Origin of the sequence: Litorerythrobacter xanthomarinus (genome assembly GCF_046254955.1) — a bacterium.
In the GTDB taxonomy this organism is placed as follows: domain Bacteria; phylum Pseudomonadota; class Alphaproteobacteria; order Sphingomonadales; family Sphingomonadaceae; genus Qipengyuania_C.
Window position 1 is genome coordinate 1,080,789 of sequence record NZ_JBJXRG010000001.1, and the last position, 21,763, is coordinate 1,102,551.

The following is a 21,763-nucleotide window of genomic DNA, read 5'->3' on the forward strand; positions in this document are numbered from 1 at the left end:
CCGTAGTATGGTGCGCGCCGCATAGCGTCTGGTGCGGATTGTGTCATCCGTTGTGGCAGGCCTTCGAGTGTGATCGCCATGTTTCTTGTCGAAACAGTAGGCAGTTTGATCGATGGGTACTTGTCCCGATCCGGTGATGGTATTCCGGTGCGCGCGAATTGACCGAATGTCACAAACGAGGGGACCCTATCATGCGTAAATCTATCTGGACTTTGGCGGCTGGGCTGTGTCTGACCGCATCGCCTGCCATGGCGCAATCAGCTGAAGTGGCGGCTGCGGTGTCGGCGGACGCACGTAGCGAGCAGGCGAAGGCGCAGGACGAGGCGCGCCGACCCGCGACTGTCCTTGAATTTGCAGACATCGAGAAGGGCGATGTCGTGGCCGACATTCTGGCCGGTAATGGTTATTTCTCGGAAATGATCGCCTCGATCGTCGGGAGTGACGGCAAAGTTTATATCGTCAACCCCACGGGATTTCATGATCCGCAAGTCTGGGCTGCGCACCAGGAGAAGCGCGACAACTATCGCCTGCTTGTGGGTGATCCCAAGTCATTGGTCCTGGGCCCGGACAGCGTCGACATGATTTTCACGCACATGGTTTTTCATGACCTGTTCTGGCAATCCGAACAGTTCAACTTTCCGCGCCTCGATGTGCCTTGGGTTCTGGCCAATTGGCACGCGGCTCTCAAGGATGGCGGCACTGTGATCATTGTCGATCACGATGGTCCCGAAGGCGACCCGCGCGAGGTCGTAGAGCGACTGCACCGGCTCGATCGCGATGCGGCGGTGGCTACAATGGAGCAGGCCGGGTTTCGCCTGGTCGAGGAAAACGACGCACTGATCAATCTCGATGACGATCTCGAAGTCTTGGTCTTCGATGAAGCGGTGCGCGGCAAGACAAGCCGCTACATGCTCAAGTTTACAAAGTGATTGGCCGGGGTGCGTTGCGCTTCATGCAACACAGGGTGATCTTTTCGCACTTGCACAATTTCATTATGCAACGCATATCTCTCCCTGCCTTTTAGGCATCCTCTCCCAAAACTTTCCAGCCCGGTCGCTTGCGACCGGGCATTTTTTTGCCCTCCATCCAAGCAAGTTCATTCCCTGTCATTTATTGGGCTGTTCGGGAACCCTTGCGCTGCTTCCTGTTTGCATCGGTGGGCCCGCGTTCCTAGCTAAGGGCTCGAGACCAAGCTGGACGGAGAGCCTTAATGGCCGATGCAAGTGCTGCTGCAGCAACCGAAGAAAAGACAGTCAGGCTGCAGGTAGCTGCTGCGAGGCAAGAGGAATCGGGTCGCAGTATTGCGCGTCTGCCGCGCTCTGCCTTCCAGGCGCTGGGCATTACTGAAGGCGATATCGTCGAAATTCGCGGTAAACGTACAACTGCTGCGGTGGCCATGGCGGCATATGACGAAGATGAATCACTCGACGTCGTGCGGCTCGATGGCTTGCAGCGCGGTAATGCGGAGGTTGGCTCGGGCGAGCATGTTGTCCTCGCCGTGGCGGAATCGCGCCCTGCCAAGCGGGTGGTGTTTGCCCCGGCACAGCGCGAGATGCGGCTTCATGGTCCCGCCCAGGCGCTCAAACAGAATTTCTTCCGCCGCCCGCTGGTGGCCGGCGACCTCGTTGCGACGACAGGGCAGCAGCCGGTGAATAATGTGCCGCCACAGGTGCAGCGCATGATTAATACGCCGGCTTACGCGCTCACGCAGATCCGGCTTTCGGTCGTTTCAACCAGCCCCAAGGGCATCGTCCATATCGACGAGAATACCGAAGTCGAATTGCGCGCCGAATTCGAAGCGCCGCGCGATGCCCGCGCTGCCGTTAATTACGACGATGTCGGCGGAATGGGCGAGACTATCCAGCAACTTCGCGAAATGGTCGAGCTGCCGCTGCGCTATCCCGAATTGTTCACACGGTTGGGAGTCGATCCGCCCAAGGGTGTGTTGCTGCACGGCCCTCCCGGGACCGGCAAGACCCGGCTGGCGCAGGCCGTGGCGAGCGAATCCGATGCCGAATTTTTCACCATCAATGGCCCTGAGATCATGGGCTCGGGCTACGGCGAGACCGAAAAGCGCCTGCGCGAAGTGTTCGAAGAGGCCGCGCGCTCTTCACCCGCGATCATTTTCATCGACGAGATCGATTCGATTGCCCCCAAGCGTAGCCAGGTCACCGGCGAAGCCGAGAAGCGGCTGGTCGCCCAGTTGCTGACGCTGATGGACGGCATTGAGGCGCGCGCCAATCTGGTGGTTATCGCTGCCACTAATCGCCCGGACGCGATGGACGAAGCGCTGCGGCGGCCCGGCCGATTTGATCGCGAAATCGTCATCGGTGTTCCGGATGAAGCGGGCAGGCGCGAGATCCTTGCGATCCACACGCGCGGCATGCCGCTGGGTGACAAGGTGGACCTCAAGGAACTGGCCAAGGCAACATACGGTTTCGTCGGCGCGGATATCGCGGCATTGGCGCGCGAGGCGGCCATCGAAGCGGTCAGGCGGATCATGCCGAAGATCGACCTCGACGAGCGCACGATTCCGCCTGAAGTGCTCGAAGAGCTGTGCGTCACGCGCGAGGATTTCATTGATGCGCTGAAAGGTATCCAGCCATCTGCCATGCGCGAAGTGATGGTGCAGATGCCCGATGTCTCATGGAGCGATATCGGCGGGGTCGAAGACGCAATCGACAAGCTCAAGGAAGGCGTCGAACTTCCGCTCAAGAACCCCGACGTGTTCCATCGCCTCGGTATCCGTCCCGCCAAGGGCTTCCTGCTTTACGGGCCTCCAGGCACGGGCAAGACATTGCTGGCCAAGGCGGTCGCCAAGGAAGCCGAGGCCAATTTCATATCGATGAAAAGCTCGGACCTGCTGTCAAAATGGTACGGCGAGAGCGAACAGCAGATTGCGCGGATGTTCCAGCGCGCCCGGTCAGTGGCGCCTTGCGTTGTATTCATCGACGAGATCGATTCGCTCGTCCCTGCGCGCGGATCGGGCCAGGGCGAGCCGCAGGTGACAGGCCGCGTGGTCAATACAATCCTCGCGGAAATGGACGGGCTTGAAGAGCTGCAGTCGGTCGTCGTGATCGGCGCTACCAACCGGCCCGCGCTGGTCGATCCGGCGCTGCTCAGGCCGGGGCGCTTCGACGAACTGGTCTATGTCGGCACGCCTGACATGGCTGGACGCGAACACATCCTCAAGATCCACACCCGCGACATGCCGCTGGGAGATGACGTTGATCTCGGGAAGATCGCCAAGGAAACCGAACGCTTCACCGGTGCCGACCTCGAAGATGTTGTGCGCCGCGCTGGCCTCGTCGCACTGCGCCGGGTGGGCAGCGATGTAAGCGAAGTCGCCAATGCGGATTTCACCGCGGCGCTTGCGGATTCGCGCGCGACCGTGACGTCAAAAATGGAGGCCGAGTACAAGAAGATGCGCGGCGAGCTCAAAAAGCGCGCGTCGGAAGTCCACCCGATCGGCTTCGTGCATGAAGGCATGGTCGAATCGACGCGTGACAAGAAGCACACCGGACCAGGCGAAAGCGGGATGGAGTAGCGCCGCCAGGCTTAGCTAGGCTTCGCCCATCGCACGGGCATTGGCGGCTTCGACTTCGAGCCGGTGGCGGATCAATGCGTCGGGCATTTCCTCGCGCAGCCATTCGATCATGTGTTCGCGCACCAGGCAGCGCAGCGTGAACAGATTGCCGATAGTTGCCGAGCTCATCGCGAGCCGGAGCTCGATGCTTTCCGGATAGGCCTCGGTCATCAGCGCGGTCGCGGTGCGCCCGTCCCACTCGTCGCAGGTCTTCACGAAACGCTCGAATTCCTCGCGGATTGGCCCAATTTCGGTTGCCGGATCGAGGTGCAGCATAACCGGACCGGTCAGCTGTTCGTTGATACGCGACCAGTTCTCGAAGCTCTGGTCGAGAAAGCGGCTGGTCGGGACAACCAGCACGCGTTCGTCCCACGTGCGAACCGTCACAAAGCTCATGCGGATTTCCTCGACCCGGCCGGCCTGACCGTCAACCTTGACGAGATCGCCGATACGAAGCGGCTGCGTCAGCGCCATCTGTATTCCGGCAATTAGTGATTTGAGCGCGGGTTGCGCTGCTGCGCCGACAGCGAGTGCGGCAAGGCCTGCCGAAGCCATCATTGTCACGCCAATATCGCGTACGCCGGGGATGTTGAGCATCACCAGCGAGACAGTGATGATGATAATCGCGACTTTCACCGTTCGGGCAAGGATCGCGATGCGAGTGCGCTGACTGCGCAAGGCCACCGGATCGTCCGCCCGCTCGAGCTTGGCTTCCCATCCTGCCGACAGGCCCTTGACCAGCGAGTAAGCAACCCAGCCCAGCAGGGCCGGCGAGATGTAGCTTGTCGCAACGTCCCATGCCCGGCCATCCAACGCATCGGCATGCGCCGCGATCGACAGGGCGAAGCCGATCATGGCCCAGCGAACCGGGCCGCGCACGGCCTTTACGACGATATCATCTGCCGGATTGGCCGAAAGTCTGGTGATCCGCCGCAGGATGACGAACAGCAGCCAATGGAGGACGAGCGCGGCAACCACAGCCGCCCCGATCGCGACCAGCGCCTCGACGAGGTAGTCCCAGGAGATCGACCAGTTGCGCGGATCGTAGCGTTCGAACATTCGCGCCCCCTATTGCGAGAGGCGGTTCAGGTCAATTTCATTGCGGGAAGGAGATCGTTACCCGTACCCCGTCTTCGGTGAAGCGGCGATCGATTGCGCCGCGCAATTGCCGGGCGGAGCTGGTCATGAGCAGGCTGCCGAAGCCTTCGCGCTGTGAACTGGGCACCTGCTTCAGACCGGTTTCCCGCCAGTCGATTTGCACTTCACCGCCGTCGCTGGACCATGTGACTTCGAGATTGCCGTCGCAGCTCCATGCACCGTATTTTACCGCATTGGTTGTCAGTTCGTGAAGCACGAGGCCCAAGGGTGTAACGGTCTTGGCATCGAGGAACAGTTCAGGGCCATCGAGCGCCGCACCAACTTCGTCAGAACAGTAGGGCGCCAGCGTTGTCTCGATCAGAGAGCGCAGGGAGGCGACAGGCTTGTCGAGCGCACCTTGGGTCACTTCATGCGCCGTCAGCAGTGCGCCGATGCGTTGGTTGATGCTGTCGAGCAGATCCTTGGCGTCAGGCCGGTCCCGGCCGCTCATCTTCACGATCGCCATTATCACGGCAAAAAGGTTCTTCACCCTGTGGTTGAGCTCACGGGCGAGCAGATCGGCACGGTCACGTGCTTCACCCAATGCCTGTGCTTGCGAGGCCTCCGCTTCAGCGCGCGCGGTTCGCGCAACCAATCTGACTGTCGAAAGGATCGCCAGCAGCAGCAGAACCGACAGCCCGCCGAGCATGGGCAGTACCCGGGCTTCGGAGCGAGCCGTTTCGGTGATCGCATTGTTGAGGATCTCGGTCTCGATTTCCTCCATTTCCGCGATCGCGCTCCGCAGGCGTTGCATCGATTCCTGCCCTTCATCGGTGAGGACAATACGCCGCGCCGCCATCAACTCCCCGCCCTCAATGAGCTCTACCGTTTGCTCGAGCTCCGCAAACTTGATGTTTCCCAGCTGTTCGATCTCGTCGAGGAGTACAATCTGGCGCTGCGTCGCGTTTGCGCCGATGAGTGCGCGCAGCCGCTCGAGCGATGGCCCGAACTGGTCATTCCCCATGCGATACGGATCAAGGTAGCGCCGATCCAAAGTGATCATATATCCGCGCTGGCCCGTTTCAGCATTGACGGCTGCTCGGGTGACATTGCGCAATTCGATCAGGACATCATTGGTGAGCGCAACCTGCTCGCGTTCGGAGCGCTCAGCCTCGATCGTGGTGAAAATCAGGAAGATCGCGCCCAGCATGGCCAGGGCCATCGTCCCGAGCAACGCGACGTTAAGCCATCGCAAGGATGCGCGGCTACGTAACCAGGAAACAGATGGGCTCAGTGTGCGGCTCCCCAAGTGTCGGCGGCTCCAATTTCGACCACCAACGGGACATCCAGCTTTACTGCAGGTTCTGCGGCCTGCGCCATAACTTTTGATATGATTGCACTGGCTTCGTCGACCTGCTCCCTGGGCAGCTCAAAAACCAGTTCGTCGTGAACCTGCAAAAGCATGCGTACCTCGCCCAGTCCGGCTGAGCGCAGCGCCGGTACCATCCGCGCCATCGCGCGCTTGATGATATCGGCACTGGTTCCCTGGATCGGGGCATTGATCGCGGCACGCTCGGAGCCCTGGCGTTCGGCCTGGTTCTTCGAGCCAATCCGCGGGAACCACGTCTTGCGGCCGAACAGCGTTTCCGAATAACCGCGTTCGCGCACCCGCTCGAGCGTATCATGGATGTAGCGCTGGATGCCGGGGAAGCGTTGAAAATAGGTATCGATCAGGTTCTGCGCTTCGTCCGGCTCGATACCGAGCCTTCCCGCTAACCCCCAGCGCGAAATGCCGTAGAGGATGGCGAAATTGATCGTCTTGGCCTGCGCGCGCGTATCGCGGTCAACTTGGCCGAACATTTCGGTGGCAGTGCGCGAATGGATATCTTCTCCATTGGCGAAGGCTTCCTTGAGGTCGGGAACATCGGCCATATGCGCCGCCAGCCTTAGCTCGATCTGTGAATAGTCGGCAGCAAGCAGGACGTTACCGGGTTCAGCGACAAATGCCTCGCGAATCTGGCGTCCGATCTCGGTGCGGATCGGGATGTTCTGCAAGTTGGGATCGGTCGAAGAGAGCCGCCCGGTCTGCGCCCCGACCAGGCTGTAGCTGGTGTGCACTCGCCCCGTATTGGGGTTGATCGCCGCCTGCAGCGCATCGGTATAGGTCGATTTGAGCTTTGTGAGCTGGCGCCATTCGAGCACCTTGTTGGCAATCGGCGCACCTTCGCCGGCGAGCCGTTCGAGCACCGCCTGGTCGGTCGAATATTGTCCGCTCTTACCCTTGCGCCCGCCCTTGTACCCAAGAGTATCGAATAGCACCTCGCCCAATTGTTTGGGGCTGCCGATGGTGAACTCCGTCCCGGCGATCTCGTGAATCTCGCTTTCGAGTGCGGCCGTCTGCTCGGCAAACTTCTCGGACAGCCGCGCGAGCCCGGCGCGGTCGACCTTTATTCCCGCTCGCTCCATCCTGGCGATCACCGGTATCGTGGGACGGTCGACGCGTTCGTAGACCTGTGTGCCGCCTTCGATGGCGAGACGGGGCTTGAGCAGGGTGTGCAGGCGCCAGGTGACGTCGGCATCTTCGGCGGCATATTCGGTCGCCTTGTCGAGCGGCACTTCGCCGAACGAGATCTGTTTCTTGCCGGTGCCGCAGACATCCTTGAACGCAAGGCAGCTGTGGCCAAGGTGGCGTTCCGCAAGCTCGTCCATGCCGTGACCGCCGCCGATCCCGTCGCTGCCGCGCCCGGCATCGAGCGCGAAGCTGATCACCATCGTATCGTCGACGGGCGCAACATCGATCCCGTGCCGTGCGAGCACATTGAGATCGTATTTGATATTCTGCCCGACCTTGAGCACCGCATCGTCTTCCAGCAGTGGTTTCAATGCCACGATGGCGTCGTCGAATGGCACCTGCTCCGGCGGCACGGCGAACATATCGCTGCCGCCGCCCTCCTCATTGAGGTGCGCAAGCGGGATGTAACACGCATCGTTCGGGCCAAGCGCCAGGCTCACGCCGACAAGGTCGGCCTGCATCGAATCGAGGCTCGAGGTTTCGGTGTCGACCGCTACCCGGCGTGCGGCGATCGCACGCGTGATCCAATGTTCCAGCCGCTCCAGGCTTTGCACGCACTCGTATGCAGCGCGATCAACATCTGGCATCTCGGGCGGCGGCTGGCGATTGCCTTCGGCGCTGGCCGGCGCACTCTCGGTATCTTGCTTAGCCGGATTGAGATTGTTGGCGCGTTCGGGGCTGCCGCTTCCCGCATCGAGCCGGCGCAGCAGGCTGGAGAAGCCGTGTTTTTCGAGGAATGCCGCGAGCGGCTGGGGCGGCACGCCATCTAGCTTGAACTCGTCGAGCGGCTGGGGAAGGTCGCAATCTTCCTTCAGTGTCACGAGGACCCGGCTGAGTTCGGCTTCTTCGCGCCCTTCGAGCAGCCGTTCCTTCAGCTTGGACTTCTTCATCTCGGGAGCGGCGTCGAGCGCGCCGGTCAGGCTGCCATGCTCGACAATCAGTTTCGAGGCGGTCTTCGGTCCGATCCCGTAAATTCCAGGAATGTTGTCGACCGAATCGCCCATCAGCGCCAGCACATCGCCCACCAGCTCGGGTGGGACACCGAACTTCTCTTCGACTTCCTCGCGATAGATTCGCTGGCTCTTCATGGTGTCGAGCATGTCGATGCGCCCTTTGCCATTGCCGCCATCTTCTTCGCCAACAAGCTGCATCAGGTCCTTGTCGGAAGACACGATCGTGACGTCCCATCCTTCGCGCTGGGCGGCGCGGGCATAGCTCGCGATCAGGTCGTCAGCTTCGAGGCCCTGTTCTTCGATGCAGGGCAGACTGAACGCGCGCGTGGCATCGCGAATCAGCGGAAATTGCGGCACCAAGTCTTCCGGCGGCGGAGGGCGATTGGCCTTGTACTCGGGGTAGATATCGTTGCGGAAACTTTTCGAATCCTTGTCGAGGATTACCGCGAGATGCGTGGGCCCCTCGGCCTTGTCGAGATCATCGGCGAGCTTCCACAGCATCGTGGTATAGCCGTAGACCGCGCCAACCGGCGTTCCCTCGGGATCGGTCAAAGGCGGCAGGCGGTGATAGGCGCGAAAAATGTATGATGATCCGTCGACCAGATAGAGATGGTTTTGATCTGCCATGCGCAAGCGCTAGCAGCGCGGAGCTATCAGGTCAGCCGCAAACCGCGCTCGCCCTGCCGAAAATGCGCTGACATCTCAAGGCGGCCGCGCCAGGTCTCGCCCGCTCTGCCTCTCATCTACCCTAGGTCTACTCCCCCTGCGGGGCAAAGTGAGGCACAATTGTGGCGAAATCGCTTGCAATGACACAATCTCGCCATTATTTAGCACGTACGAAGTCCGTCATTCAGGCGTGCTTTGCGCAAGCGACCCTAACCGGCCTTGCATTAAACACTCGCTGTTCAAGGAATTGAAACACATGCGTAAAATCGTTCTCGTAGCCGCCGCCGCTGGCGCCGCTCTTACTCTCGCCGCTTGCTCGGAAGGTACCGAAGAAGCTGCAGAAGCAACTGCTGATTCGGCAATGGCCGACGCAGAAGCTAACGCTGAAGCTGCTGGCGATGCCGTCGAAGCTGCTGGCGACGAAGCTGCTGAAGAAGTTGCTGAAGGCGCTGCTGAAGTTGAAGCTGAAATGGAAGAAGAAGCCGCCGAGTAATCGCGCTCTTCAAGCTTTTACAGCTTACAGGAAAGGCGGTACCCCACGGGGTGCCGCCTTTTTCTTTGCCCGGCGAAATTCCTGAGGATTAGCCGCCCGGGCGCTGCCGTGCCGAGGTCCAGACTTGCGCCGGGTTCTCGCCCGCATAACCATCGTAGAGCGCCCTAGCGATCGATGCGATTCGCATATCGCGATTGCGGCGCGCTTCCAGTTTCAGCCCGCGATTTCCGTTCTCCGCTGCCATCGATGTGCTTTGCCCGGTGACATAAATCGCCGCTGCAATTGCGCGCCCGTCAGGGGTATGGAAAATCCCGATATCGCTTGCCGTACGGCTCAGCGTGCCGGTTTTGTGCGCAAGGTTGGCGCTCATTGGCACGCCTTCAGGCATGCGCTTCTTACCCGTTGTGGTCTCTTCCATCGCCCGGAGGAGGACATGGCGCGAGTACGCACTGAGCCATTTGCCGCGGTAGATGCCGGCGAGCAGCTGCCCCATGGCCCGCGGCGTGGCGCTGTCCCTGAGCACGATGTGCGAAGCCGGATCGACGTCGCCGTCCTCACGCACGAGGGCTGACATATAGCGGTTCAGCTGGAAGCCCTCGATCCCCGCATCTTTCATCCACTTGTTCACTGCGCTTGGCCCGCCAACGACTTCCAGCAGCGCGTCGGTGCAATCGTTGCAGCTTTTCGAGATCATGAGGTCGAGATGACGCTGGGCCGAAAGATAGGTGCCTCCTCGCCGGGGAAGCGGGTACTCGCTCGTCAAGCTCCACTTTCCCTCATCGACGCCGGCCAGGAAGGTCGCCGCGATGGCCACCTTGCTCGTGCTCGCCATCGGGAACCGCTGGTCGGCGAGAATCCCGATTTCCTTTCCCGTGGTCAGGTCGATGGCATAGACGCCGATGCGGCCGCGATCGCCATCCGCAACCATCGCGATCCGCCGTTCAAGACCCGGATCGTAAACTGCATCAAATGACTGGGGAGTGCGGACTTCGGTGCCGAGCGTGCGGTCAAACTCGGCTTCCAGCGGAACCGACTGCGCAAGTGCGGCAGATGCGCAACCCAGCGCAAGGGACATCGCCAGCAATGGCTTGAGAAACAGTCCTCTATCCATTCACACACCTTAAACAGAGCAAGATTGGCGAATGCTTAACGGCGAGCGACTCCTTCGCACAAGCAATTTCTCGACAGGAAGTGTGCAACGCGCGACAGATCATTGCGTTGCCAAGCAAATTTAGAGTCTGCCTAAGGGCTGTACCGGCCCGCACTTGCGAAAATTGACTAATTGAGTTGCGGTCTGTTGCAGTGCATTGCTGGCCACATGAGAGGAGGGGTGCCATCGAAATTTCCGAACTGAACGCTGGATTGAAACGAGCGCTGGATCGATGCGGCCTTGGCGCACCTTCCGACCTGGCGCGGCTCACCGGCGGAGCGACCATGGAAAGTTGGCGTTTCACCAGCGGCGGCGAGGACTTTGTTCTTCGCCGCGCCCCTAGCCTGGCATTCATGGAAGGCCGGCCATATGGCCATGCGACCGAGGCAGCGGTAATCCGTGCGGCGCACGGTGCGGGGGTTACCGCACCAGAAGTCATCACGGTGCTAGAAGAGAGCGATGGCCTGGGCAGCGGTTTTATCATGCGCGCACTGCCGGGCACGCCCGATCCGCGCCAGATTCTCAGCATGGACGGTGCCGATACGATCCTCAAGGAAGCGGCGCGTGACCTGGCCCGTATCCATTCGCTCACTCGCGAGCAGGTTCCGCAAGATATACCGGAAATCGACTATCGCGCGGCGATTGCGGATTTCAGGCAGCAATTCGAGGAAGCGGGCGGCGATCGCCCGATTATTGCGCTGGGCCTCAAGTGGTTGGAGGAGCACTGCCCCGACAAATGCGAGCCGGTGCTGAACCATGGCGATTTCCGACTCGGCAATATCCTTGCCGAAGACGGGCACCTCACCGGGGTACTCGACTGGGAGCTGGCGCATTTCAGCGACCCGCATGAGGACATCGCCTTCGGTTGCATGGCGGTGTGGCGGTTTGCGCGCTACGACCGGCCAGCACTGGGGCTGGGCAACCTCGCGGACTACTTCGCGGCATATGAGGCGGAAAGTGGGCGCACGGTGGACCGCGCGCGGTTCCGTTACTGGATGATCCACCGCACCGTATGGTGGGCGCTGGGCTGCCTAAAATGCGCCAGGACCTGGCGCGAAGGCGCTGACCGCACGCTCGAGCGCGCGGTGATCTCGCGGCGGACATCGGAAAACGAGCTCGACTTGCTGATGCTGCTGGAGGAAGAGGCACCCGAGGAAGAACGTGCACGCCCGGTAGATTTCGTCAGGCCCTTCAGGGAGCATGGTGAAGCGAGCACGGCCGAGCTGGCCATTGCCATCACCGAATGGCTCGAGACGATCAAGGACAAGATGGAAGGTCACGATCGCTTCCAGCACGCCGTGGCCCGCAACGCGCTCGGCATGATCCGGCGCGAGAGTGAAATCATGCCGGCGAAACACGAACTCAAGCTCTCGGACGGGATTCTCGCCGAGGAACTCTCTCTTTCGACAGAAGGCTTCCTCGCCGAATTGCGCCAGCATGCGCTGGAGAAGCTTTCGGCAGACGTCCCCAAATACCCCGCGCTGGCCGTCGCCCGGCGCAAATGGATCGGAGAACACTAATGGATTTCACCATCCCGCAAGAGCTCGAAGACTATTACGCCGAACTTGAGAAATTCATCGATGATGAAATCACGCCGCTCCAGATGGAAGGCGATAACAATCGCTTCTTCGACTATCGGCGCGAGGATGCGCGCACCGATTGGGAGCGCGACGGCCTGCCCAACGAAGAATGGGAACAGCTGCTCATCAAGGCCAAACGCCTCGCGGACAAGGCCGGGCACTGGCGCTTCACTGCGCCAAAGAAATACGGCGGCAAGGATGGCTCCAACCTGTGGATGGCGGTGATCCGCGATCGCTTCGCGCAGCGCGGCCTAGGCCTTCACAACGATTTGCAGAACGAGCACTCGATCGTCGGCAACTTCCCCTTCGTCGCCATGTTCGAGCACTTCGGCACGCAGGAGCAGCAGGACGAATACATCCTCGGCGGTTTCGACGGCTCGCGCCGTGTAGCTTTCGGGCTGACCGAACCCGATCACGGTTCTGACGCGACGCATATGGAAACCCGCGGCGTTCCCGAAGAGCGTGACGGCGTAAAGGGCTGGCGGATCGATGGCTCCAAGATGTGGATCACCGGCATGCACGCCGCGACTCACGTGGCGCTCTTCGTGCGCACCAGCGGGGAGGATGGCGATGCGCGCGGGATCACCTGCTTCCTCGTCCCAAACCCGACCGAAGGCCTCGAAATCGACGAGTTCGTGTGGACCTTCAACATGCCGACCGACCACGCGCGCTTCTTCCTCAAGGGCGTGTGGGTGCCCGACAGCGCAATCCTCGGCGAAGAGGGCAAGGGCCTCGCGCTGGCGCAGAGCTTCGTCCACCAGAACCGCATCCGCCAAGCCGCTGGCAGCCTCGGCGCAGCGCAATACTGCGTGGAGGAAAGCGTGAAGTATGCGCGCGAACGCAAGCCGTTCGGTGCCGAGCTGGCGCGCAACCAGGCGATCCAGTTCCCGCTCGTCGAGCTGGCGACGCAATGCGAAATGCTGCGCCTACTGATCTACAAGACTGCCTGGGAAATGGACAACATGGAGCACAAGGAGATCGAGAAAACGATCTCCGACAAGGTCTCGATGTGCAATTACTGGGCGAACCGGCTGGTCTGCCAGGCGGCCGATCGCGCGATGCAGGTGCATGGCGGGATCGGCTATTCGCGGCATAAGCCGTTCGAGCATATCTATCGCCACCACCGCCGTTATCGCATCACCGAAGGCGCGGAGGAAATCCAGATGCGGAAGGTGGGTGCCTACCTGTTCGGCTATCTCGGGCCGAAGAAGGGCAAGTACGGCTAAGCTTCGCCTTGCCCGACGCGGATTTCCTCGTGCTCGTGCTTACCGAGGCGCGCGATACCGTACAGCACGAAGCCGATTGCAATCAGGGCCAGTGTTGAGAGGCCAGCATCCAGCGAATGCTGTGCAGCGACGAACAGGAACAAGGCAATGGTGCCTACAACGATGGGAATCCATATTAGCCCCATCGTGTCCGCCATCCCGCCTTCGTTGCGGCGCCACAGCGTAAGGAACGCGAGGAACACCACGACGAACATCACTTGTTCGGCAGCCACCGTCAGGGTCGCGAGGATCACAAATGTCCCCGAAGCTGCCAATCCAGCTACGATTGCGGAATATGTAGTGATTGCTACCCAAGGTGTCTCGAACCTCCCAGACAACTTAGCGAATACGCGGGGGACCAGCCCGCGCCGTCCCATGCCATAGAGAATGCGGGGCATCACGACGAAACTGTTGAGCTGGTTTGTCCCGACCGAGAAGATCGCAGCAAGGCTGATAACCAGCACGCCCATGCTTCCAAACACCGCACTGCCAGCAGCGGCAAGCGGGCTATCGAGCTCGTTCGGATCGGGCGCAATCGATATGTAGCAAAGCTGCACAAAGGCGTAGAAAACCGCCACGAGTGCGAGGTTGAGATAAATCGCTCGCTGCAGGGTTCCTTGTGGGTTCCTGGTTTCGCCGGCCGCGATGATTGACATGCCCGAGCCCGAAAATGCGTAAGCGATGAGAAGCGCGGCTGTTTCGAAGCCGGAGAACTCCGGCAACGCGACCTCTCGCGGCAATCCGTTTGCCAGCAGACCAAAAGTGCACACGGCCAGTATAGGTAGCAGCTTGAGCATTGTCCCGATACCAATTGCGCCAATCGAGCGCTTCGTCCCAATAATGGCGATCAAGGCGAACGCTGCGATCAGCGCAGTCATGGTGGCGGTGCGCAACACCGGATTGTCGAATACCGGAAAGATCGCAGCCAAGTACGAAACGAGCACGTGGAAATTGGCCGCCCGTCCGACCATATTGGCGCACAAGTTTAGCCAGCCGGTCTGGAAGCCAACCAGTTTGCCAAATGTATACTCGGCATAAAGCTGCGGACCGCCAGACTGTTCGAAGATTGTCGATAGCTTGGCGTAGATCGCGACATTGCACGCGACAAACAGCGCGAAGACGAGGATGGCGAGCGGGGCTAGCGTGCCCACGCTCGAATAGAGCAGGGCGGGCAGAGCGAATATACCCGCTCCCACCGCACCGTTGAAGTTGATCAGGATTGCTCCGCCCAATCCGATCTCGCGCGGCGGCGCTTTCAATTCGCTCATTAATGATGCCCCCACCGATATTGGCGGTGAGAGTGGACTAATTGAGCATCAAGTCAACGCTGCCCTATTCGGTAGCAAAACAATAGGCCTGAACCAAAAGGCCCGGAGGATTGCTCCCCCGGGCATTTCGATTTCGGTTCGAGAGGGCATGTCAGGCCGCAGCGGCCTCTGCCTTAGGTTGCTGTGCCAGCGCGTGGACATCGCTGGCGCGCAAGAGTTGCCCGCCAATGCCCCAGTCGCCTTGCTCCACTTCCATGATCCGCACCCAAGTCACTGGACGCATCGCTTCGCCTTCAACTTCAACCATGGCTTCTGTCACCTTGTGGATCAGGTCTTCTTTCTGATCTTCATTGAACACGTCCTTGATGACATCGATAGTTACGAGTGGCATTTTCATTCTCCTCTTGTGGTTTCCCGGGAACGCCCGGCGGTGCCACTCAAATGCCATGCTGGCTGGCGCTGGGTTAGTTCGCGGAGCGTAGCAAGCCGCTTCGCAAAGTGAAGGAAAGCACTACGAATTCCGTAGTAAAGCAGCAGGGCGCAGAAAAAGGCCCGAGGGATTGCTCCCCCGGGCCCTGTATTAGGTCTCAGCTGAGAAGGTTGGCTTAGAAGCCGCCCATTCCGCCCATGCCGCCCATATCGGGCATGGCAGGAGCCGCAGCCTTGTCGTCCGGCTTCTCGCAGATCGCCGCTTCGGTGGTGATCAACAGAGCGGCGACTGATGCCGCATCCTGCAGCGCTGTACGAACGACCTTGGTCGGATCGATAACACCCGCGTTTACGAGGTTCTCGTAAGCATCGGTCTGTGCGTTAAAGCCCAGCGTGTCGTCGTTCGCGTCGATCAGCTTGCCTGCAACAACCGCACCGTCATGGCCGGCGTTTTCGGCGATCTGCCGAACCGGCGACTGCAGCGCACGGCGTACGATGTCGATGCCGCGGGTCTGATCGTCGTTCTCGCCTTCGAGATCGGTCAGTGCCTTGGTGGCGTAGAGCAGCGCAGTACCGCCGCCAGGGACGATGCCTTCTTCGACCGCGGCGCGGGTAGCGTGGAGTGCGTCATCGACGCGGTCCTTGCGTTCCTTGACTTCGACTTCGGTAGCACCGCCAACCTTGATCACGGCAACTCCGCCAGCCAGCTTGGCAAGACGTTCCTGCAGCTTCTCACGGTCGTAGTCGGACGAGGTGTTGTCGATCTGCGTGCGGATTTCGCCGACACGGGCCTTGATATCACCTTCGTCACCGGCTCCGTCGACAATGGTCGTATTGTCCTTGTCGATGGTAACGCGCTTGGCTTCGCCGAGCATGCCGAGAGTGACGTTTTCGAGCTTGATGCCGAGGTCTTCGGAAATCATCTCGCCCTTGGTCAGGATCGCGATGTCCTGCAGCATGGCCTTGCGGCGATCGCCGAAGCCCGGTGCCTTGACCGCAGCCACCTTGAGGCCGCCGCGCAGCTTGTTGACCACGAGGGTCGCCAGCGCTTCACCTTCGATGTCTTCGGCAATGATCAGAAGCGGACGGCCCGACTGGACAGCTGCTTCGAGGATCGGGAGCATCGCCTGCAGGTTCGAGAGCTTCTTCTCGTGGATCAGGATGTATGGGTTGTCGAGTTCGACCGTCATCTTGTCCGGGTTGGTGATGAAGTAGGGGCTGAGGTAGCCGCGATCGAACTGCATGCCTTCGACGGTTTCGAGCTCGAATTCGAGACCCTTGCTCTCGTCGACGGTGATCACGCCTTCCTTCCCGACTTTCTCCATGGCCTCAGCGATCTTCTCGCCGACTTCCTTGTCGCCATTGGCCGAGATGATGCCGACCTGTGCGATTTCGGACGAGCCCGAAACTTCCTTAGAGCGACCGGCGAGGTCTTCGACGACCTTGGTCACGGCGATATCGATGCCGCGCTTGAGATCCATCGGGTTCATGCCCGCAGCAACCGATTTCATGCCTTCGGTCACGATTGACTGGGCGAGAACGGTTGCAGTGGTGGTGCCGTCACCGGCGGCGTCATTCGCCTTCGATGCGACTTCCTTGATCATCTGCGCGCCCATGTTTTCGAACTTGTCCTTCAGTTCGATTTCCTTGGCGACGGTGACGCCGTCCTTGGTGATGCGGGGTGCGCCGAAGCTCTTGTCGATTACGACATTGCGGCCCTTGGGGCCGAGCGTGACTTTCACGGCGTTGGCAAGGGTATCAACGCCCTTGAGAATGCCTTCGCGTGCGTCGCGGCCGAACTTTACGTCCTTGGCTGCCATTGGTGTTTCTCCTGAAAATTCGTGTTTTGAACTGGATGCGAAAAATCAGCGGATCAGTCGATGATCCCCATGATGTCGCTTTCCTTCATGATGAGCAGGTCTTCGCCGTCGACCTTGACTTCGGTGCCCGACCACTTGCCGAACAGAATCTTGTCGCCAGCCTTGACGTCGAGCGGGGTTACCGTGCCGTCTTCTGCCTTGGAGCCGTTGCCTACGGAGACGACTTCGCCTTCGCTGGGCTTTTCCTTGGCGCTATCGGGGATGATGATGCCGCCAGCGGTCTTTTCGTCAGCTTCGATGCGACGGACCAGAACGCGGTCGTGCAGTGGACGCAATGCCATAGTTGTGCCTCTTCCTTCAAAGTGGATGATATGTCCTTTGGCACTCTCACACGGAGAGTGCCAGCGGGGCGCATTTGGGGATGCGCACGTGCAGAGTCAACGGGGCGAGGCGGAAAAAAGTTTCACCTCGCGCGGCAAAGCGTGTGCGAGGTTCGGTAACCTAATTTATCGTATGTGCGGCAGATAGCGGAACGAGTCCGATCCGCTCGCGCGCTGACCAGCGCCACAGCAACAATCCGGCAGCGAAGAACAGCCCGACCAGCAGGCCGATCCAAAGGCCAAGCCCTTCGAGCGGAGTATAGAAGCCGAGCCAAACCATTGTCGCGAGGCCGGGTATCCAATAGCTGAAGATCGCGATCAGCATCGGCGCGCGGGTGTCCTGCAATCCGCGCAGCACGCCGCCGGCCACGGCCTGAATCCCGTCGAACAGCTGGAAGGCTGCGGCGACGACAATGAATTGCAACGCGAAGGCCACCATGGCGGCGTTTTCGGGCGCGGCCGGGTCGACGTAAATGCGCAAAAGCTGTGTGGGGAACAAGAGCATGGCGCTAGCAGTCACGACCATGAAGCCAGTCCCCATCGCTACCGCTATCCATCCTGCTCGAGCGATTCCTTCCGGATTGCGCGCGCCATAGAAATACCCGACGCGGATTGTCGCGGCCTGAGCCACGCCGAATGGAATCTGGAACGCCAGAGCCGCAATCTGCAGCGCGATCGTGTGCCCGGCCAGTTCCGACGCTCCAATGATACCCATCATGAATGCTGCGCCGTTGAAGATGCCCGCTTCGGCAAGGACCATCATGGTCACCGGCGAGCCCAGCTTCATCAGCTTTGCAAACTTACTCCAGTCGGGGCTCCAAAACCGCCAGAAGATATGGAAGCGGGCGAGGCTCGGGATTGCGAAGATCACGATCACGTAAACAGTGAAGCTGTAAAGCGAGGTGATCACGGCAGCCAGCGCCGAGCCCTCCAGCCCCATCTCCGGCGCACCGAGATTGCCGAACACAAGTGCGTAGTTCGCGACCACGGCGACACCGACCGCGCTGGCGATAATTATCGTCGCCAGCACCGGACGGCCCAAGGCAGCGATATAGCTGCGCATCACATTGGCCAGCAGCATCGGGATACCCGCCCACATGATGATTGAAAGGAATGCTCCGCAGCGCTCGGCAATATCCGGGCGCTGTCCCAGCATCAGCATCATGGCCTCGCCATTGACGCAGGCGAGGATGATCACCGCCCCGGCCATTACCGCGAGCCACATCGCCATACGAGTCGAGCGGCGGATGTCGCGGGCTACGCCCGTACCGCGCCCAAGTGCTGCGGATACCAAAGCAGAGACCATGCCCGTCAGCCCGGTGAAAGCCCACATGATGGTCCCGAACCATGCGACTGAAAGGCTCGCCGCAGCCAATTCGACTTCGCCCAGTCGCGCCACAAACATGACATCGACCGCCCAAACAAGCATCTGAAGGAGGTTGGCGAGCGCCAGCGGCCAGCTCAGCCGCAAGGTGGCTGCCAGCTCATGGCGCCAAGGGTTTCCCCCGGCAATCGAGGCCTGTCCGAACGACATAAAGCCGTCCCGGATAGGGGGAGATCGGCGCAACCGAAAGCGTCTCGGTGCGTTCTTATCGATGTTCGCTTCAGCTTGCGGCAATCCGGCCACAGCCATCCGAAACGAATTGTGACCGCAGCACGGGAATTCAGGATGACAATCAGGAAGCTAGCCATCGCGAATTTCGCAGCGCTTTCCTTCGCCGCTTTGTCGAGCCCGGCGAAGGCCGATGAAGTATACGGCGGTGTTTATGTCCACGCGGTCGATACACCATTCACCTTCGACACGCAGGAAGGCGGCGCCGATTTGCAGGTCGGTTACCGGTTTGACGGAATCGAGGCCTTGGCGATCATCGGTTCACCTGAGCCCTATTTCTTTGCGTCCGCAAACTCGGATGGCGATACCAACTTTGCCGGGGTGGGACTGAGCTGGAAGGCCGAGATAGGGCCGATCTACCTGCGACCCGGATTGGGGCTGGTAATTCACGACGCACCTTCGTTTCGGGTCAATACGGAAACGGGTTTTCGCACCGATCTCGGCAGCCGGGTGCTGTTCGAGCCCGAGCTTGCCATTGGCACCCAGCTCAACGACCGCCTCTCGATCGAAGCTAGCTGGGTGCACATCAGCAATGCGCAGCTATTCAACCGCGACCAGAACCCTGGCATTGACGCGATGGGGATCCGGTTGAATTACCGTTTGTAGCCAAGATCAGCCGCCTTGGCGGCTCGCCTCCAGACGGTCGAGCACATCCTGCGGCCAGGTCACTGTAGTTTGCGTCTGCGGATTGAAGACATCATCCGGATAGACGGCCGCCTTCGCAGCGGCGATCTCTTCAGCGCTCAGATACTCGCTCGGAAGCAGTTCAAACACATCAAGCCCGCGCGTGATCTCGGTGCCGTAGATCTTGCCCTTGTAATAGTAGACCGACCAGTATCCGCCGAAGCCGAACTGCTCGTCGCTCACCGGGCCGCGATCAAAGAAAGCGATCTCCTTGGGATTGGCACTGTCGGTGAAGTCCATCAGCGAGATGCCGCCTTGGTACCAGGCCTGGATGAACAAGTCGCGGCCCGGCACCGGAACGATCGAGCCGTTATGTGCGACACAGTTTTCCTTGTCGGTCTGCGGCGCGGCCATCTTGTAGTTGCTGCGGAACTGCAACTCACCATCGACAACGTCGTAGATGGCATTGGCACCCCAGTTGAGCGGATCCGATGCACGGCAGCGCGGCATCCCGCCACCACCCCATTCATCTGTAAAGACGACCTTGGTCCCTTCATTGTTGAAAGTGGCGGAGTGCCAGTAGGCAAAGCCTGTGTCGGTCACCGCGTCTATCCGCTTGGGTTTGCGGGGATCGGAGATGTCGAAAATGATGCCATTGCCCGAGCACGCACCACCGGCGAGCGCGAGGCTGGGGAACACGGTGATGTCATGGCACTGGTTAGTCGTGCTGGTGGTCTGTGTGCCATCGCCATGGTCGCCGCCGCGCCACAGGCCGGCGATATTGCCCGTCTCCTCGTCTGCAAACACGCGCGGAGAATCGATAATGCGTGCTTTGGAAGGATCGGCCAATGGGATTTCGATCACGTCGATACTGAAGAGTGCGGTGCGCTCGTCGCCGGCGACATTGCCGATGCAGCCTTCGAGCTCTTCTTCATCGCGAACGCCGGCAGTGCCTGAGTTGTAGACGATGATCGAGGTCTCATCGGCGCTTACGATTGAGTGTGTGTGCGAACCGCGGCAGGTCTGCACGAGGCCAACTTGGCGCGGCCGCTTGAGGTCGGAAATGTCGAATATGCGCAGGCCGCGGTGGCGCTCGTCGCTGACATCCTCGTCGATGCCCTGGAGGCCACAATCCTTGCGGCCACGCTCATCTTCAACAGAGGTGATCAACAGGTTGCCCACGATCGAAACGTCGCCCTGCCCCCCTGGGCAGACGACCGAGCTGTAGAGGTTGGGCATACCTTTCGCATCGAGCTTGTAGATATTGAACCCGTGGTAGTTACCGGCGATCAGCATGTCGCCAGAAAAGGCCATGTCGGTATTGCCAAAGCTCAGCCATGCTCCGCGGCTGCCGAACTGCGGCTCGGCATCTTCGTTCTCTTCCGCGTCGCTTTCATCGCCATCATCTTCGTCCTCGATGACCGGACGAAGGCCGCCAGGGTTGGCGGGGTCATAAAAGCCTGCGGGTTTGCGCAGCTCGGCAACGAGCTCCATGTTCATCGCTGCCTGGCCGGCGTCGAAAACTCCTGCCGCCAGATTGACGCGCGGGTCTGTCGAAAGGCTGGAGAGGATGTCGATCATCCGGTCGATTTCGGCCTTCTGGTCGTTCTTCACATCACCGGCGAATGAGAACATGGCTGGATCTCGTGCTGTGCCGCTGGTGCCAAGCAGTTTGTCAACCATGTCCAGTGCGCCCTCGTGATGAGCGATCATCAGACGCAAGAACTTCTCGTCGAAATCGACACCAGAAAGCGAGGCAAGGGTATTGAGGTCTTCAGCGCTGGCCATGCCTTCCATCGTGTGATGGATGTGCTGTGGATGACCCTTGGTGGGATCGGGCGCATCTTCGCCGCGCGTCGTGAGCCAATCCTGCATGAACTCGATCTCATCGTTCTGCGAGGCTTTGATCCGACCGGCTGCTTCACGCAGTTCAGGGCGATTGGTACGCGCTTCGACCATGTCTGCCATGACCACGGCCTGGTGGTGGTGGTGGATCATGCCCTGCATGAATGCGACATCCGCCGGCGAATAACGCGTGTCGGCCAATTTCGAAGCCGCTTCGGCATCAATCGCACGCCCTTCGGTGCCCGGTGCACCCGGCTGGTAAATCGTGACCTCCTGTGCAGTCGCTCCTGTCGCTACCATTGCCGCCAGAGAAGCACTGGCAAGAATAAGGGTTGGGCGAAGTTTCGCGGTCGTCATTTTTTGCGGCCCCCAAGACATGTAGTTTCGTTCGAGACTGCCTTAGCGGGAAACCCGCGTCAGCATAGGCAGTTTGTCGACCAATT

16 protein-coding genes are annotated in these 21,763 nt (G+C 60.3%); 6 read left to right on the top strand and 10 right to left on the bottom strand.

The genetic code is table 11. The features are described 5' to 3' along the window. Window positions 1–191: 191 nt before the first annotated feature. Both ACEWMW_RS05600 and ACEWMW_RS05605 read left to right on the top strand, forming a co-directional pair. Window positions 192–929 carry a methyltransferase gene (locus ACEWMW_RS05600; RefSeq protein ID WP_409412905.1) on the top strand — a complete coding sequence of 246 codons (738 nt, stop codon included), beginning with the start codon at window positions 192–194 and terminating at the stop codon, window positions 927–929. Window positions 930–1,210: 281 nt separating this feature from the next. Then, on the top strand, window positions 1,211–3,547 hold the full coding sequence (locus ACEWMW_RS05605) for a CDC48 family AAA ATPase (protein ID WP_409412906.1): 2,337 nt from the start codon (window positions 1,211–1,213) through the stop codon (window positions 3,545–3,547). 15 nt (window positions 3,548–3,562) lie between these two features. Here ACEWMW_RS05605 and ACEWMW_RS05610 read toward each other — a convergent pair whose 3' ends face one another. The 3 genes from ACEWMW_RS05610 to polA all read right to left on the bottom strand — a co-directional run bounded on the left by ACEWMW_RS05610 (window position 3,563) and on the right by polA (window position 8,815). Then, on the bottom strand, window positions 3,563–4,645 hold the full coding sequence (locus ACEWMW_RS05610; protein WP_409412907.1) for a mechanosensitive ion channel family protein: 1,083 nt from the start codon (window positions 4,643–4,645) through the stop codon (window positions 3,563–3,565). 37 nt (window positions 4,646–4,682) lie between these two features. After that, on the bottom strand, window positions 4,683–5,885 hold the full coding sequence (locus ACEWMW_RS05615; protein ID WP_409412908.1) for a CHASE3 domain-containing protein: 1,203 nt from the start codon (window positions 5,883–5,885) through the stop codon (window positions 4,683–4,685). A 68-nt stretch (window positions 5,886–5,953) separates the two neighbouring features. Next, a complete protein-coding gene (gene polA, locus ACEWMW_RS05620; protein WP_409412909.1) occupies window positions 5,954–8,815 on the bottom strand; it encodes a DNA polymerase I in 2,862 nt (953 codons plus the stop codon). A gap of 295 nt (window positions 8,816–9,110) precedes the next feature. On the opposite strand from polA, the gene ACEWMW_RS05625 reads away from it, so the two are divergent. Then, window positions 9,111–9,347, top strand: a complete 237-nt coding sequence (locus ACEWMW_RS05625; protein ID WP_409412910.1) for a hypothetical protein — start codon at window positions 9,111–9,113, stop codon at window positions 9,345–9,347. An 88-nt stretch (window positions 9,348–9,435) separates the two neighbouring features. Here ACEWMW_RS05625 and ACEWMW_RS05630 read toward each other — a convergent pair whose 3' ends face one another. Beyond that, on the bottom strand, window positions 9,436–10,458 hold the full coding sequence (locus ACEWMW_RS05630) for a serine hydrolase (protein WP_409412911.1): 1,023 nt from the start codon (window positions 10,456–10,458) through the stop codon (window positions 9,436–9,438). A gap of 251 nt (window positions 10,459–10,709) precedes the next feature. Here ACEWMW_RS05630 and ACEWMW_RS05635 point away from each other — a divergent pair, with 251 nt between their 5' ends. Both ACEWMW_RS05635 and ACEWMW_RS05640 read left to right on the top strand, forming a co-directional pair. Further along, a complete protein-coding gene (locus tag ACEWMW_RS05635; RefSeq protein ID WP_409412912.1) occupies window positions 10,710–12,017 on the top strand; it encodes a phosphotransferase in 1,308 nt (435 codons plus the stop codon). Beyond that, window positions 12,017–13,303 (top strand): acyl-CoA dehydrogenase family protein, encoded by a 1,287-nt coding sequence (locus tag ACEWMW_RS05640; protein ID WP_409412913.1) that lies wholly within the window; start codon window positions 12,017–12,019, stop codon window positions 13,301–13,303. The genes ACEWMW_RS05635 and ACEWMW_RS05640 overlap by 1 nt, the downstream gene beginning before the upstream one ends. On the opposite strand, the gene ACEWMW_RS05645 is transcribed toward ACEWMW_RS05640, so the two are convergent. The 5 genes from ACEWMW_RS05645 to ACEWMW_RS05665 all read right to left on the bottom strand — a co-directional run bounded on the left by ACEWMW_RS05645 (window position 13,300) and on the right by ACEWMW_RS05665 (window position 18,773). Further along, window positions 13,300–14,610, bottom strand: a complete 1,311-nt coding sequence (locus ACEWMW_RS05645; RefSeq protein WP_409412914.1) for an APC family permease — start codon at window positions 14,608–14,610, stop codon at window positions 13,300–13,302. The two genes, ACEWMW_RS05640 and ACEWMW_RS05645, sit on opposite strands and share 4 nt — an antisense overlap. Window positions 14,611–14,761: 151 nt before the next feature. Next, on the bottom strand, window positions 14,762–15,001 hold the full coding sequence (locus ACEWMW_RS05650) for a tautomerase family protein (protein WP_409412915.1): 240 nt from the start codon (window positions 14,999–15,001) through the stop codon (window positions 14,762–14,764). Between the two features lie 214 nt (window positions 15,002–15,215). Beyond that, complete coding sequence (gene groL, locus ACEWMW_RS05655) at window positions 15,216–16,859, bottom strand: chaperonin GroEL (RefSeq protein WP_409412916.1); 1,644 nt, start codon at window positions 16,857–16,859, stop codon at window positions 15,216–15,218. Between the two features lie 53 nt (window positions 16,860–16,912). After that, window positions 16,913–17,200, bottom strand: coding sequence for a co-chaperone GroES (groES, locus tag ACEWMW_RS05660; protein WP_409412917.1), 288 nt, complete (start codon window positions 17,198–17,200; stop codon window positions 16,913–16,915). A gap of 160 nt (window positions 17,201–17,360) precedes the next feature. Then, entirely contained in the window at window positions 17,361–18,773 is a 1,413-nt protein-coding gene (locus tag ACEWMW_RS05665) for an MATE family efflux transporter (RefSeq protein ID WP_409412918.1), read from the bottom strand. A 135-nt stretch (window positions 18,774–18,908) separates the two neighbouring features. On the opposite strand from ACEWMW_RS05665, the gene ACEWMW_RS05670 reads away from it, so the two are divergent. After that, on the top strand, window positions 18,909–19,457 hold the full coding sequence (locus tag ACEWMW_RS05670; RefSeq protein WP_409412919.1) for an acyloxyacyl hydrolase: 549 nt from the start codon (window positions 18,909–18,911) through the stop codon (window positions 19,455–19,457). 6 nt (window positions 19,458–19,463) lie between these two features. On the opposite strand, the gene ACEWMW_RS05675 is transcribed toward ACEWMW_RS05670, so the two are convergent. Further along, complete coding sequence (locus tag ACEWMW_RS05675; protein ID WP_409412920.1) at window positions 19,464–21,677, bottom strand: DUF305 domain-containing protein; 2,214 nt, start codon at window positions 21,675–21,677, stop codon at window positions 19,464–19,466. Window positions 21,678–21,763 lie beyond the last annotated feature (86 nt).

Excerpts from the sequence above, each read along its gene's own strand:
- ACEWMW_RS05600 (WP_409412905.1), top strand. The coding sequence starts at position 192 with ATGCGTAAATCTATCTGGACTTTGGCGGCTGGGCTGTGTCTGACCGCA.
- ACEWMW_RS05605 (WP_409412906.1), top strand. The coding sequence starts at position 1,211 with ATGGCCGATGCAAGTGCTGCTGCAGCAACCGAAGAAAAGACAGTCAGG.
- ACEWMW_RS05610 (WP_409412907.1), bottom strand. The coding sequence starts at position 4,645 with ATGTTCGAACGCTACGATCCGCGCAACTGGTCGATCTCCTGGGACTAC.
- ACEWMW_RS05615 (WP_409412908.1), bottom strand. The coding sequence starts at position 5,885 with ATGGCCCTGGCCATGCTGGGCGCGATCTTCCTGATTTTCACCACGATC.
- polA (WP_409412909.1), bottom strand. The coding sequence starts at position 8,815 with ATGGCAGATCAAAACCATCTCTATCTGGTCGACGGATCATCATACATT.
- ACEWMW_RS05625 (WP_409412910.1), top strand. The coding sequence starts at position 9,111 with ATGCGTAAAATCGTTCTCGTAGCCGCCGCCGCTGGCGCCGCTCTTACT.
- ACEWMW_RS05630 (WP_409412911.1), bottom strand. The coding sequence starts at position 10,458 with ATGGATAGAGGACTGTTTCTCAAGCCATTGCTGGCGATGTCCCTTGCG.
- ACEWMW_RS05640 (WP_409412913.1), top strand. The coding sequence starts at position 12,017 with ATGGATTTCACCATCCCGCAAGAGCTCGAAGACTATTACGCCGAACTT.
- ACEWMW_RS05645 (WP_409412914.1), bottom strand. The coding sequence starts at position 14,610 with ATGAGCGAATTGAAAGCGCCGCCGCGCGAGATCGGATTGGGCGGAGCA.
- ACEWMW_RS05650 (WP_409412915.1), bottom strand. The coding sequence starts at position 15,001 with ATGCCACTCGTAACTATCGATGTCATCAAGGACGTGTTCAATGAAGAT.
- groL (WP_409412916.1), bottom strand. The coding sequence starts at position 16,859 with ATGGCAGCCAAGGACGTAAAGTTCGGCCGCGACGCACGCGAAGGCATT.
- groES (WP_409412917.1), bottom strand. The coding sequence starts at position 17,200 with ATGGCATTGCGTCCACTGCACGACCGCGTTCTGGTCCGTCGCATCGAA.
- ACEWMW_RS05665 (WP_409412918.1), bottom strand. The coding sequence starts at position 18,773 with ATGTCGTTCGGACAGGCCTCGATTGCCGGGGGAAACCCTTGGCGCCAT.
- ACEWMW_RS05670 (WP_409412919.1), top strand. The coding sequence starts at position 18,909 with ATGACAATCAGGAAGCTAGCCATCGCGAATTTCGCAGCGCTTTCCTTC.
- ACEWMW_RS05675 (WP_409412920.1), bottom strand. The coding sequence starts at position 21,677 with ATGACGACCGCGAAACTTCGCCCAACCCTTATTCTTGCCAGTGCTTCT.